The sequence below is a fragment of the Streptomyces sp. NBC_00569 genome (assembly GCF_036345255.1).
Lineage (GTDB): Bacteria > Actinomycetota > Actinomycetes > Streptomycetales > Streptomycetaceae > Streptomyces.
Window position 1 is genome coordinate 2,428,391 of record NZ_CP107783.1, and the last position, 13,186, is coordinate 2,441,576.

Below are 13,186 nucleotides of genomic sequence, written 5' to 3' on the forward strand. Positions count from 1 at the left end.
GCCGGGTTCGCGACTCGGCGCCCGCCGCCGGCGCCCGTGTGTAGGGTTACCGCGTGGCAAGAGTGCGGTTGAGCGTGGCCGAGCGGCGCGAAGAGTTGCTGCGGGCCGCCATCGAGCAGATCGAGGCGCGGGGCGTGGCAGCCGTGCGCATCGCCGACGTCGCCGCAGCGCTCGGGGTGAGCAACGCGCTGGTTCTGTACCACTTCTCGACGAAGGAAAAGCTCGTCTCGGCCGCGTTCGCGCACGCCGCCGAGGGCGACCTGGCGCATCTGCGCAAGCTGCTGGGCAAGCGCACGACGGCTCTGCGCCGGCTGCGCTCGGCCGTGCGCTGGTACGCGCCGACCGGGCAGGCCAAGGGGTGGCGGCTGTGGATCGAGGGCTGGTCCGCGGCACTGCGCGAGCCCGCGCTGCGGGAGGTGACGCGCGACCTGGACAAGCAGTGGAAGGCGGCGCTCACGGAGGTCGTCGCGGAGGGCGTGGCGGCGGGCGAGTTCCACTGCCCGGACCCGGCGGGCGCCGCACTGCGCCTGACGGCGCTCCTCGACGGTCTCGCGGTACAGATGACCGCGTACACGGGGACGGTCTCACGGGCCCGCATGCAGGAGTGGGTCGACGACGCGCTCGCCCGCGAGCTGGGACTCGAGCGCGCGGACCTGACGGCGACGGCCGGCTGACCGCGCCGCGACGTCGGGCTCCCGAGGGGGCCGAGGTGCGACCCCGGAGAAACAGCGCGGGGGAGCCGCCCCCAAGGGCAAGCTCCCCCATGACGCGTGCGGCTCCCGTCAGAGCGGCAGCAGATCCGGCCTCTTCGCCGCCACGTGGTCGCCGGACGACTCGCCGCGCAGCCGTCGGCCGATCCACGGCACCAGGAACTCCCGCGCCCAGTGGATGTCGTCGCGCCGCACCTCCAGCGTGCCGCGCGGCGGCTGCGCCGGCCACGGCTGGTCCGGGTCGGCCGGCACCTCGACGCCGAGTGCCTGCCCCGCCCGCAGCGCGACCCGCGTGTGCCCCTCGGGCGAGAGATGCAGCCGGTCGTCGTCCCAGGCACGGCGGTCCTGGACGGTCTTGAGGGACCACAGGTCGAGCACGGGGCAGCCGTAGCGGTCGGCGACCGCGCGCACATGCCCGTTGTACGTCGCGATCTTGCCGCGCAGATGCTTGAGGACCGGGACGTCCCGGGTGTCGAAGCCGGTGGTCACCATGACCGTGCCGACGGCGGAGGTCAGCCGGGCCACGGCCTTCTCGAAGCGCTCCGCGACGTCGTCGGGGTCGGTGCCGGGGCGGATGATGTCGTTGCCGCCGGCGGCGAAGGTCACCAGGTCCGGGGCGAGTTCGACGGCTCGCGGGAGCTGGTCCTCCACGATCTGGTCGAGGAGCTTGCCGCGCACGGCGAGGTTCGCGTACCGGAAGGAGTGCTCGGGGGTCCGGTCGTCCAGGAGGACGGCGAGACGGTCGGCCCAGCCCACGAAGGCCCCGTCGGGACCGGGGTCCCCGACGCCTTCGGTGAAGCTGTCCCCCACCGCCGCGTAGGACCGAATCGTGCCGCCGCTGAGTGATCTCGATTCGTTTGCCACGACCACACATCTTTCACCCTGCGATGTGACCTACGCGACCGTAGGCAGGGGTTGACGGGTGGTGATATAGCCCACCCGGTCAGTTTCGAGATTTGAGGAATACGACGGGGACACGTGAAGGGGCGGGCCCGGAACCGGACCCGCCCCTTCACGTCACACCTCGCCCTCAGCGAGACACCTTCACGTCACACCGTCAGGGTCGGGGCGACGTCACAGCGTCGAGGTCAGAGCGAGACACCGTGCGCACGGAGGTACGCGGCCGGGTCCACGTCCGAGCCGTAGCTCGGGGTGGTGCGGATCTCGAAGTGCAGGTGCGGGCCCGTGACGTTGCCGGTCGCGCCGGAGAGGCCGAGCTGCTGGCCCACGGTCACGGTCTGCCCGGACGAGACGGAGAGGGACGACATGTGGGCGTACTGCGAGTACTTGCCGTCGGCGTGGTGGATGACGACCTCGTTGCCGTACGCGCCGTCAAGACCGGCCGACACGACGGTGCCCGCGGCTATGGCCTTGATCGGGGTGCCCGTCGGGACCACGAAGTCGACACCGGTGTGGTAGCCGCTGGACCACATACTGCCCGCGGTCTTGTAGGCCGTGCCGATGGAGGCGCTCTGGACGGGCAGCGTGTAGCCGGCGCCGGTGGCGGCCTTGGGCGCGGAAGCCTGCGTGACGGGGGCCGCGGCCTTCTGGCCGATCGTCAGCTTCAGGCCCGGATGGATCAGGGACGGGTTGTCGCCGACGGCCGAGCGGTTGTCGGAGTAGAGCTTCTTCCAGCCGCCGCTGACGTTCTGCGCGGCGGCGATCTTCGAAAGAGTGTCCCCGCCCTTGACGGCGTAGGTCTTGGCAGCGGCGGGAGCGGCCGCGGCCTTCACGACCGAGTGGGCGGCCGCGGGAGTCGCGGCGTGGGCACCGGTGGCACCCAACAGCGGCAGCGCGAGCGCGGCGCCGCCCACGCCGGCGACGACGATCGTGCGGGCGAAGCCCTGGGACTTGGGACGGCGGTGCTTACCCTTCGCGGGCATGGGGGGTTCCTCTCCGTCGCCTGCGAGGTGAGCTGTCGGGTTCGGACTGGAGCTGCCCGGCCGCGCCCGTTTCGGGCACGGCTTCACCCCGAGCCGTTCCGGTGTCCCGGAATCGGCGGTCTACCTGGGTCCCCCGCTCCTGCCGAGCACGGATCGATGTGCGGTTTCCGGGCGGCGGCAGGATGAGGCGGTCCGTCCGGATTGCGCTGAACGTAAGCGAGCGGAGAGCGCGGGGACAAGCCGCGAATTCCCCTGGCCATTCCGGTTCTTGATCCTTGAATGATCCTTTCCGGAAAAGGCCGTCACGCTCCGTCGATTCGCGATCTTTGCAAGTGCGATACCTGCTGGAAATTCATTCGGGCCCGTCGCCACACACGGTCACCGCTATGACCCTGCTCACCTATCGGCCACCATATGGCCTCATTTCGGGGTTAGTTATCTCGTAACGCCCTATTGCCTACTTACCTGCTTATTTCGGGCATTCAGCACGCAATCGCCGGCCTCTTCTCACATGGTTGCCCCCGGCAGCCATGTCGTATCGTCGAAGGCGCCCGCAGGCGAGCAGCGCCGCGGTCGACCGGGAGGAGCCCCCGTGACGCAGCAGGTCCCGTCCACCGAGCCCGAGTTGGCCGGAGTGCGCAACTTCCGCGATGTCGGTGGTCTCCCGACCGTGGACGGCCGACGGGTCAAGCAGGGCGTGCTGTTCCGCAGTGGTCACCTCGCGCACGCCACGGATGAGGACGCCGCGTTCCTCTCCTCGCTCGGGCTGCACACGATCTTCGACTTCCGCAACGCCGCCGACCAGCGCCTCGAAGGCCCCGACGTCACGCTGCCCGGCGTGCGGAACGTGAATCTGCCGCTGACCGACCCGGCGGACGGCGCCGAGTTCTGGCAGATGGTCCGCGACGGCAACCTCGACGACCTGCGCGCCGCCCTCGCCGAGGGCCAGGCCGCGAACCGCATGATCACGTCGTACCGGGCGATCATCACCGAGCGCACCGCCGAACACAGCCAGGTCCTGCACTCCCTCGCCGAGGACAGCGTTCCGGCACTCATGCACTGCGCGGCCGGCAAGGACCGCGCGGGTCTGTCGATAGCGGTCACGCTCCTGGCCGTGGGTGTGGAGCGCGACGCCATCGAGGCCGACTACCTGGAGTCGAACGCGACGCACCGCCGCTACAAGGTCCACCGCAGCAGCGCCTCGAAGGACGCGATGTCCCCCGAGGTCATGGAGCTGCTGAGCCCCCTGTTCGACGCCCGCGCCACGTATCTGGCGGCCGCCTTCGAGCAGGTCGAGCAGACCTGGGGTTCCACCGACCGCTACCTGGAGGAAGGCCTCAAGCTGACCTCCGCCGGGCGCGAGCGGCTGCGCGAGCGCCTCCTCGACTGAGTCGACCGACGCTCACCGGCCGCTGGGGGCGTCACCCGCGCGACGCCCCCAGCGTGAACAGCAGATAGATGAAGCCCGCGACGAGGTGCCCGGCGAAGACGTAGACGAGCAGGCGCACCCAGATGCCGCGCGGGAGCTTGTCCTCTATGTCACGCCGTGCGGGCCGGCGCTGCGGCTCGGTCATGTCGTCCGGTTCTGCGTTCATCGAAGGCCTCCCTGGGGCTGGTCGCCGCCGCCCGTCGCCGGGCCGAGACACAGCGCGGCGGACGGGCTCTGCAGCAGGGTGTGTACGAAGAGGAGCTCGGCGCCGTCGCGGTCGGCGGCGGCGATCCGGTGCGGGGTGAGCGAGTCGAAGTGCGCGCTGTCCCCCGGCGCGAGCGCGTACGCGGTGTCCCCGAGGCGCAGCCGCAGCCGCCCTTCGAGGACGTACAGCCACTCCTCACCGGGGTGGACGCGCACGATGTCGCCCTGGGCGCCGAACGGCACATGCACGCGCAAGGCCTGCATGCCGCGCCCTGGGGCGCCCACCTGCCGGTAGATCCAGCCGCCCGCCTCGGTGGGCTCCATGGCGCCGGAGCGCACGACGGCGTCCCTGTCGGCGGGCGTCTCCCCCAGGAGCTCGGAGACCGTCGTACCGTAGGTGCGGGCGAGGGCGAGCAGCATCGGGAGCGAGGGCTGACGGCGGCCCGTCTCCAGACGCGAGAGGTGCGCGGGCGAGAGCCCGGCGGCGCGGGCCGCGGCCTCCAGGGTCAGGGCGGCGCGGCGCCGGAGTTCACGCAGCTGCGGGGCGACGGCGGGCAGCTCCGTGGGTTCCGGAGCCGGCTCCGGAGGGGCAGGGCTCATACCGTTGATTGAGCCAGAGCCGTGCCTCTGGGGCAAATTTATTGCCCCAGAGGCAAACGGCTTTGAGGAGCGCCCCTACGAAGCGGTCAGCGGTTGGCGACCGCCTGCTTCACCAGCGTCTTGCCGAAGTCCCACATCAGCCCGCCACCCGAGTGCGCGTCGTCCATGACGGCGGTGAACGCCTCGACGAAGCGGTCCACCTCACGCTCCCCGATGATCAGCGGCGGGATCAGCTTGATGACCTCCAGGTGGTCGCCGGAGACCTGCGTGAGGATCCGGTGCTTCTGGAGCAGCGGCACGACGACCATCTGCGCGAAGAGACCCTTGCGCGCGGCCTGGAGCATCGTCCAGCGGCTGCGCAGCTTCAGCGACTTCGGCCGCCCGAACTCGATGCCGATCATCAGGCCGCGGCCGCGTACGTCGCTCAGCAGCTCGTAGCGGTCGACGAGCGCGGTGAGCCGGGCTTTGAGGAGCTCACCGGTGGCCCTGGCGTTCGCGACGACCTCCTCGTTCTCCATCACGGAGAGCACGGCGAGCCCTGCGGCCATGGCCTGCGCGTTCGAGCCGAAGCTGGCCGAGTGCACGAGGACGCGGTCCATGGACGAGTAGACCTTTTTGAAGATCCAGTCCTTGCCGAGGGTCGCGCCGACGGGCACGTAGCCGCCGGAGAGCGCCTTCGCCACGCATACGAGGTCGGGTGCGACGCCGTCCTCGTGCTGGTAGGCGTAGAAGTCGCCCGTCCTGCCGAGGCCCGTCTGCACCTCGTCCGCGATGAGCAGAGCCTTGTGCTGGTGGAGCAGCTCCTGGGCGGCGCGCAGATAGCCGGGCGGCGTCCCGTGGACGCCCTTGCCCTGGATCGGTTCGACGATCAGCCCGGCCACGTCGCCCTTGGCGAGCTCCACGCGCAGGGCGTCGAGGTCACCGAGCGGCACCGCCGTGTCCGGCAGGAGCGGCGCGAAGCCGTCCCGGAATCCGGACTCGCCGTTCACGGACAGGGACCCGGTGGTCAGCCCGTGGAAGGCGTGACCGCAGTACAGGACCCTGGACCTGCCCGTGGCGTACCGGGCGAACTTCAGTGCCGTCTCGACGGCCTCCGTGCCGCTGTTGCCGAAGAAGACCCGGTCCAGGTGCGGGCTGTGCGCGAGGAGCCGTTCGGCGAGGAGGCCCGGCAGCGGCTGGCAGTCGAAGCGGGTGAGGTCGGCGAGCGAGGCGTCGAGGACGTCGTGGAGCGCCTTGCGGACGACGGGGTGGTGCCGGCCGAGGCCCATCACGCCGAACCCGGCGAGCATGTCCAGGTAGTCGTTGCCGTCCTCGTCCCAGAAGTAGGCGCCTTCCGCCCGCTCGTAGACCTTGTCGAAGCCGATGGTGTGCAGCATGCGCGGGAGCTGGTGGTTGAGGTACTTGGCGTGCAGCTCGTAGCGCTCGGCGCCGCGGTCGGCCAGGAGTCTTGCGAGATCGAACTCCTTGCTCATACGTCGTCGCTCTCCTTGCCGGCCACCAGGGCCGCGGTCTCGGCCCTCAGGGCCATGCTCGTGCCGATCCGCCCGGCGATCTCGACGGGCGTGAGCCCGATGTCGGCGAGCACCTCGCCGCGCTTGGCGTGCGCGAGGAACTGGTCGGGGATCCCGAACCGCCGTACGGGTACGTCGACTTCGGCCTCGCCGAGCGCGAGCGCCACGGCGGAGCCGACGCCGGCCGCCTTGCTGTTGTCCTCGACGACGGCGACGAGCCGGTGCCGTGCGGCGAGCGGCGCGAGGTCCGGGTCGACGGGTTTGACCCATCGCGGGTCCACGACCGTGCAGTGGATGCCGCGCGCCTCCAGGAGTTCCGCGACCTGGAGGCACACCGGCGCCATCACGCCGACGGAGACCAGAAGGACGTCCGGGGCGTCGGCCCGGTGCAGTACGTCGAGGCCGCCGATCCGCTCGACCGCCGGGATCTCGGGGCCCACCGACTCCTTCGGGAAGCGGATCAGCGTCGGGGCGTCGTCCACGGTGACCGCTTCGCGCAGCTGCGCCCGCAGCTGCTCGGCGTCGCGGGGCGCGGCGATGCGCAGTCCGGGGACGACCTGGAGGACGGACATGTCCCACATGCCGTTGTGCGAGGCACCGTCGACGCCGGTCACGCCGGCCCGGTCGAGGACGAAGGTGACACCGCAGTTGTGCAGCGCGACATCCATGAGGAGCTGGTCGAAGGCGCGGTTGAGGAAGGTGGCGTAGACGGCGACGACCGGGTGGAGGCCGCCGGTCGCGAGCCCGGCCGCCGAGACCGCCGCGTGCTGCTCGGCGATCCCCACGTCCCACACCCGGCCGGGGAACTCCTCGGCGAACTTGGTGAGTCCGACCGGGTGCAGCATCGCCGCGGTGATCGCCACGACGTCGTCGCGCTCCCGTCCGATGCGGGCGATCTCGTCGCCGAACACCGAGGTCCAGGACGGGCCGTTGGACGGCGCGAGGGGCTCACAGGTGAGCGGGTCCATCACGCCGACGGTGTGGAACCGGTCGGCGTCGTCCGCGAGGGCGGGCTCGTAGCCGCGGCCCTTCTCGGTGAGGCAGTGCACGAGCACCGGCCCGTGGAACCGTTTCGCGCGTCGCAGCGCCGACTCGACCGCGCCCAGGTCGTGCCCGTCGATGGGCCCCACGTACTTGAGCCCCAGGTCCTCGAACATGCCTTGCGGCGCGAAGGCGTCCTTGAACCCCTTCTTGGCGCCGTGCAGGGACTCGTACACGGTGTGCCCGATGACAGGGGTGCGCAGCAGGACGTCCTTGCCCCAGGCGAGGACCTTCTCGTAGCTGTCGGTGGTGCGCAGGGTCGCCAGGTGGTTGGCGAGGCCGCCGATGGTCGGGGCGTAGGACCGTTCGTTGTCGTTGACGACGATGATCAGCGGGCGGTCCCTGGCGGCGGCGATGTTGTTGAGCGCCTCCCAGGCCATGCCGCCGGTGAGCGCACCGTCGCCGATGACCGCGACGACATGGCCCCGCTCCCCCAGGACCTGGTTGGCCTTGGCGAGGCCGTCCGCCCAGCCGAGCGCCGTGGACGCGTGGCTGTTCTCGATGACGTCGTGCTCGGACTCCTCGCGCGAGGGGTAGCCGGACAGGCCCCCCTTGCCGCGCAGCTTCGAGAAGTCCTGGCGTCCTGTCAGCATTTTGTGCACGTAGCTCTGGTGGCCGGTGTCCCACAGGATCCGGTCGACCGGCGACTCGAAGACCCGGTGCAGGGCCATCGAGAGTTCCACCACCCCGAGGTTGGGTCCCAGGTGACCGCCGGTCCTCGCGACCGCGTGGATCAGGAACTCCCTGATCTCCGCGGCCAGTTCGTCGAGCTGTTCCTCGCTCAGCGCCTTCAGATCGCGCGGCCCCCGGATGCTTTCCAGAATTGTCACGCTCGGGCCCCCTCTCCGGTTGTTCCTCAGCTCACGGTGACGTCGGGGATGCCCGAGGCCACCCCGGCGTCCGTCATCTGCTCGGCGATCTTCATCGCCTCTTCGATGAGGGTCTCGACGATCTTCGACTCGGGGACGGTCTTGATGACCTCGCCCTTCACGAAGATCTGGCCCTTGCCGTTGCCCGACGCGACGCCGAGATCCGCCTCGCGCGCCTCGCCGGGACCGTTCACCACACACCCCATGACGGCGACCCGAAGGGGCACCTCCATCCCGTCGAGGCCCGCGGAGACCTCGTCGGCCAGCTTGTAGACGTCGACCTGCGCCCGCCCGCACGACGGGCACGACACGATCTCCAGACGCCGCTCCCGAAGGCCCAGCGACTCCAGGATCTGGATGCCGACCTTGATCTCCTCGACCGGCGGCGCGGACAGCGAGACGCGGATCGTGTCGCCGATCCCCTCACTCAGCAGCGCCCCGAAGGCGACAGCCGACTTGATGGTGCCCTGGAAGGCCGGACCCGCCTCGGTCACACCGAGATGCAGCGGATAGTCGCTGGCCGCGGCGAGCTGCCGGTAGGCGTTCACCATCACGACCGGGTCGTTGTGCTTGACCGAGATCTTGATGTCGCGGAAGCCGTGCTCCTCGAAGAGGGACGCCTCCCACAGGGCGGACTCGACGAGCGCCTCGGGGGTGGCCTTGCCGTACTTCTTCAGGAGCCGGGCGTCGAGCGAGCCCGCGTTCACGCCGATGCGGATCGGGGTGCCGTGGTCCTTGGCCGCCTGCGCGATCTCCTTGACCTTGTCGTCGAACTGCTTGATGTTGCCCGGGTTCACCCGGACCGCGGCGCAGCCCGCCTCGATGGCGGCGAAGACGTACTTCGGCTGGAAGTGGATGTCCGCGATCACGGGAATCTGCGACTTTCTCGCGATGGTCGCGAGCGCGTCCGCGTCGTCCTGCGTGGGGCACGCCACCCGCACGATCTGGCAGCCGGACGCCGTCAGTTCGGCGATCTGCTGCAGCGTGGCCCCGATGTCCGAGGTCCGTGTCGTCGTCATCGACTGCACGGACACCGGCGCTCCGCCCCCCACTGCCACCGGTCCGACGTGGATCTGCCGACTCGTTCTGCGGTCGGCGATCGGTCGGACCGGCAGCGAAGGGAGCCCCAGTGCTGTGACTGTCCGGGGGGAACCCCCCAGACCCCCCCTGGGCTCTCCGGAGGTCATGGCGGTGTCACCCGCGGTTTCCGGAGACGGTCTCGCGGGCGGCACGGATCGACTCCTTGAGCGAGCCCATCGTGGCGAGGACTGCCGTCGGCTCGTACCCGCAGTGCGCCATGCAGTTGTTGCAGCGCTCGTCCTTGCCGCGCCCGTAGGCGTCCCAGTCGGTCTTCTCGATGAGGTCCTTGTACGTGGTCACGTACCCGTCCGCCATCAGGTAGCAGGGCTTCTGCCAGCCGAAGAGCGAGTAGTTCGGGATCGCCCACGCCGTGCACGGGAAGTCGACCTTGCCCTCGAGGAAGTCGAGGAACAGCGGCGAGTGGTTGAGGCGCCAGCGGCGCCTGTTGCCGCCCGCGAAGGCCTTCTTGAAGAGCTCACGGGTCTGCTCCACGCCCAGGAAGTGCTCCTGGTCGGGCGCCTTCTCGTAGGCGTAGGCGGGCGAGAGCATCATCTCGTCGACCTCGAGGTCGTCGTTGAGGTAGTTCAGGACCTCGATGATGTTCTGCGGGGTGTCCGTGTTGAAGAAGGTGGAGTTCGTGGTGACGCGGAAGCCCCGCTTCTTGGCCTCCTTGATCGCCTCCACCGCCTCGTCGAAGACGCCTTCCTTGGCGACGGACTCGTCGTGACGCTCACGCATCCCGTCGATGTGCACCGTGAAGGCGAAGTACGGCGAGGGCGTGAACTTGTCCATCTTCTTGCGCATGAGCAACGCGTTCGTGCAGAGGAAGACGTACTTCTTCTTCGCCACCAGCTGCCGGACGATCTCGTCGATGTGCGGGTGCATGAGCGGCTCGCCGCCGGCGATGGACACCATCGGCGCGCCGGACTCCAGGACGGCGCCCACGGCCTGCGCCACGGGCATCCGCTGCTTCAGCACTCCGGCGGGGTGCTGGATCTTTCCGCAGCCCTCGCACTTGAGGTTGCAGGCGTACAGCGGCTCCAGTTCGACAATGAGCGGGAACTTGTCGCGCTTGCGAACCTTCTGTTCAAAGAGGTACGTCGCGACCTTGATGGACTGACGAAGCGGCATGGCCATCTGGCTCACCTCCGAGGGAGCAACAAAGAACGGTGCCATTCGAAAAATGCGGGAAGCACGGCACGAAGAACGCGGAAAGCTGATATTCCACCGCGCACCGTGCTGATACGGACGAGTTCATGTTCTGGAGCGTCCACGACCACCCGGACGGCCGCAACCGGACGCGGGCCCCGCGCGGCCGCCGTGCGCAGCGTGGACGCGGACTCCATGTCCACGGCGATCGCGCCCGTGGCGAGCAGGTCGCCGCGCTCGTGTCCCCGCACGACATGGTCGGATCCGGTGAGCGGACCGGTGTGCACGGTCCGTCCCGGTACCGCCCTGATCAGCTCCTTGACGAGGAGTTCCGTGCCGGCGCACGGCGTGGAGCCGTACGGGTCGCGGGTCTCCTCGGCGACGACCAGATCCCCCGGGTGCATCCCGGGAGCGAGGCCGGCGCAGAAGCCGGTCGCGACGACCGCCGCGTCCCGCAGGGCGGGGTCCTCGAGGACCTTGGCCACGGACCGCTCGGCCGCCTTGGGGCCCATGCCCGTGCGCAGCACGGTCACGGGGGCCGGTGCTCCGGTGCGGGCGCCGGTGCGCAGGGCGAGGTGCTCGATGCCGAGCGCGCAGGCGACCAGCAGCGGGGCGGTGTCCGGCGGGCGCGGGGCCGCCGGGGATCGGGCCATCAGCTCCCCTTGCCCGGCAGCGACGCCTGGTCGGAGAACGGCTCCCCATGGACGTACCGGCCGAGTGCCGTGAGCGGGAAGACATGGCGGTAGAGGTGGTAATTGATCGAGAAGTCCCACGGGAAGCCGGTACCGGTGAAGTACGGCTCGTCCCAGGTGCCGTCCTCCAGCTGGGTCTCGGTCAGCCAGGCGGCACCCCGCTCGACGGCCTTGGAGTCCCGCTCCCCCGCCGACAGGAGCGCCATCAGCGCCCAGCCGGTCTGCGAGGCGGTCGAGACGCCGTGGCCCTTCCAGTCCTCGTAGCGGTAGGAACGCAGGTCCTCGCCCCAGCCCCCGTCGTCGTTCTGGACGGATTCGAGCCAGGCGACGGCGCGGCGGACCGCGGGGTGCGAGGGGGCCAGCCCGGCGGCGGTCAGGGCGGGCAGCACCGACCCTGTCCCGTACACGTAGTTGACGCCCCAGCGGCCGAACCAGGCGCCGTTCGGCTCCTGTTCGGCGAGCAGCCACTCGATGCCGCGCCGGGTGCGCGGGTCGTGCGACATGCCCTCGACGGCGAGCATCTCCACCACGTGCCCCGTGACGTCCGCGGACGGGGGGTCGATGACCTCGCCGAAGTCGCAGAACGGCAGCCGGTTGGGGAACGGGCTGGTGTTGTCGACGTCGAAGGCGGCCCAGGCGCCGTTCCTCGACTGCATGCCGAGGTTCCAGCGCACGCCGCGCTCGATGGCCTTCTCCATGCGCACGGTGTCCGGGTGCCGGACGCGGCGCAGCGCGAGGACGACCTCGGCGGTGTCGTCGATGTCGGGGTAGTTGTCGTTGTGGAACTCGAACGCCCAGCCGCCGGAGGCGAGTTGGGGCCTGCGTACGGACCAGTCGCCGGGCCGGTCGATCTGCTCCCGGAGCATCCAGTCGGCGGCCTTGACCAGCCGGGGGTGGTCGGCGGGCAGGCCGGCGTCGGCGAGGGCGATCACGGCCAGGCAGGTGTCCCACACGGGTGACTGGCAGGCCTCGATCATCCGGGCCCCGTCCTCGCGCCACACGGCGAACCGGTCGAGGGACTCCAACCCCGCCTTCATCACGGGGTGTTCGAGGTCGTAGCCGAGCAGGTGGAGGGCGATGACGGAGTACACCGCCGGGGGCTGGATGCCGCCCCAGCAGCCGTCGTTCTCCTGGCGCTCGATGATCCAGCGGGCGGCCGAGTTCATGGCCGCCTTGCGCAGCCTGCGCGGCGCGACCTTGCGGTACAGGTGCATCGCCTTGTCGAGCCGTTCGAAGGCTCCGTCCCAACTCGCCAGCGGGGCAAGGGGCTTGGCCGGGTTCGGGTTCCGTGCGTCGGTGTGCAGCTCGTCGAGCGGGAAGGGTGCGGGCCGTACGGGGCGCTTCGCGGAGACGACCGTGAGCGGCACGATGGTCTGGCGGGCCCAGCAGCCGAAGTCGTAGATGTTGAGCGGCATCCACTTCGGGAAGTAGAGGAGTTCCGGGGGTAGTTCGGGCAGGTCGTCCCACTTCCACCAGCCGAACAGGGCCAGCCAGATGCGGGTGAAGACGCGGCTCGCGGCGATGCCGCCCCGCTCCCGGATCCAGGCGGAGGCCTTCGCCATGTGCGGCGCGTCGGGGGCGTCCCCGGCCAGGCGCAGGGCCACGTACGCCTCGATGGTGGTGGAGAGTTCGCCGGGGCCGCCGTAGAACGTGGCCCAGGTGCCGTCGTCGCGCTGTTCACCGCGGATGAAGAGGCCGGCGGCGCGGGTGGTCGCCTCGTCCCCGATCCCGAGGAACTGGCGCAGCAGCAGGTCCTCGGCGTCCATCGTGACGTTCGTGTCGAGGTCGCCCTTCCACCAGCCCTGGGCGTCCTGCCGGGCGAGCAGGAAGTCCGTGGCGCGCTGGACGGCGCGGCTGGCGGCGTCGTGCGTCCCGGCCGCCCCGGGGCTCGTTTCGGTCAATTGGGCAGTGGTGGCCGAGGTCGCTCCGGGAGCTGCCGCTCCGCTGCTTCCGTCGGTCGTCGCTGTCATGGCTTCCCCTTCGTGCAGTGCTCGATCTCTGCTGGGTCCGCCGTCGGC

Annotated in this window: 12 protein-coding genes and 1 riboswitch; of the genes, 2 read left to right on the plus strand and 10 right to left on the minus strand. The window is 70.3% G+C overall.

Annotated features, from left to right (window positions below; translation table 11 throughout):
* Positions 1–53: 53 nt before the first annotated feature.
* Positions 54–674 carry a TetR/AcrR family transcriptional regulator gene (locus tag OHO83_RS11090; RefSeq protein ID WP_266675519.1) on the plus strand — a complete coding sequence of 207 codons (621 nt, stop codon included), beginning with the start codon at positions 54–56 and terminating at the stop codon, positions 672–674.
* A gap of 108 nt (positions 675–782) precedes the next feature.
* Here OHO83_RS11090 and OHO83_RS11095 read toward each other — a convergent pair whose 3' ends face one another.
* Positions 783–1,574, minus strand: coding sequence for an SGNH/GDSL hydrolase family protein (locus OHO83_RS11095; RefSeq protein WP_227298375.1), 792 nt, complete (start codon positions 1,572–1,574; stop codon positions 783–785).
* A gap of 224 nt (positions 1,575–1,798) precedes the next feature.
* Positions 1,799–2,593 (minus strand): M23 family metallopeptidase, encoded by a 795-nt coding sequence (locus OHO83_RS11100; protein WP_266675518.1) that lies wholly within the window; start codon positions 2,591–2,593, stop codon positions 1,799–1,801.
* Positions 2,594–2,597: 4 nt separating this feature from the next.
* Positions 2,598–2,759: riboswitch (cyclic di-AMP (ydaO/yuaA leader) on the minus strand.
* A gap of 426 nt (positions 2,760–3,185) precedes the next feature.
* Between OHO83_RS11100 and OHO83_RS11105 the strand changes: the two genes are divergently transcribed.
* Positions 3,186–3,983: a tyrosine-protein phosphatase gene (locus OHO83_RS11105; protein WP_266675517.1), complete on the plus strand. Its 798-nt coding sequence runs from the start codon at positions 3,186–3,188 to the stop codon at positions 3,981–3,983.
* A 31-nt stretch (positions 3,984–4,014) separates the two neighbouring features.
* Here OHO83_RS11105 and OHO83_RS11110 read toward each other — a convergent pair whose 3' ends face one another.
* The 8 genes from OHO83_RS11110 to shc all read right to left on the minus strand — a co-directional run bounded on the left by OHO83_RS11110 (position 4,015) and on the right by shc (position 13,138).
* Positions 4,015–4,188 (minus strand): DUF6126 family protein, encoded by a 174-nt coding sequence (locus OHO83_RS11110; RefSeq protein WP_266675516.1) that lies wholly within the window; start codon positions 4,186–4,188, stop codon positions 4,015–4,017.
* Positions 4,185–4,826 (minus strand): helix-turn-helix domain-containing protein, encoded by a 642-nt coding sequence (locus OHO83_RS11115; RefSeq protein WP_266675515.1) that lies wholly within the window; start codon positions 4,824–4,826, stop codon positions 4,185–4,187. The genes OHO83_RS11110 and OHO83_RS11115 overlap by 4 nt, the downstream gene beginning before the upstream one ends.
* A gap of 86 nt (positions 4,827–4,912) precedes the next feature.
* Positions 4,913–6,298 (minus strand): aspartate aminotransferase family protein, encoded by a 1,386-nt coding sequence (locus OHO83_RS11120; RefSeq protein ID WP_330279368.1) that lies wholly within the window; start codon positions 6,296–6,298, stop codon positions 4,913–4,915.
* A complete protein-coding gene (dxs, locus tag OHO83_RS11125; RefSeq protein WP_330279369.1) occupies positions 6,295–8,208 on the minus strand; it encodes a 1-deoxy-D-xylulose-5-phosphate synthase in 1,914 nt (637 codons plus the stop codon). Before dxs ends, OHO83_RS11120 begins: the two co-directional genes overlap by 4 nt.
* A gap of 26 nt (positions 8,209–8,234) precedes the next feature.
* A complete protein-coding gene (gene ispG, locus OHO83_RS11130; RefSeq protein WP_266675512.1) occupies positions 8,235–9,434 on the minus strand; it encodes a flavodoxin-dependent (E)-4-hydroxy-3-methylbut-2-enyl-diphosphate synthase in 1,200 nt (399 codons plus the stop codon).
* Between the two features lie 7 nt (positions 9,435–9,441).
* Positions 9,442–10,464, minus strand: coding sequence for an adenosyl-hopene transferase HpnH (hpnH, locus tag OHO83_RS11135; protein ID WP_116507572.1), 1,023 nt, complete (start codon positions 10,462–10,464; stop codon positions 9,442–9,444).
* Positions 10,465–10,469: 5 nt separating this feature from the next.
* A complete protein-coding gene (locus OHO83_RS11140; protein ID WP_266675511.1) occupies positions 10,470–11,129 on the minus strand; it encodes a phosphorylase family protein in 660 nt (219 codons plus the stop codon).
* On the minus strand, positions 11,129–13,138 hold the full coding sequence (shc, locus tag OHO83_RS11145; RefSeq protein ID WP_330279370.1) for a squalene--hopene cyclase: 2,010 nt from the start codon (positions 13,136–13,138) through the stop codon (positions 11,129–11,131). The genes OHO83_RS11140 and shc overlap by 1 nt, the downstream gene beginning before the upstream one ends.
* Between the last annotated feature and the right edge of the window lie 48 nt (positions 13,139–13,186).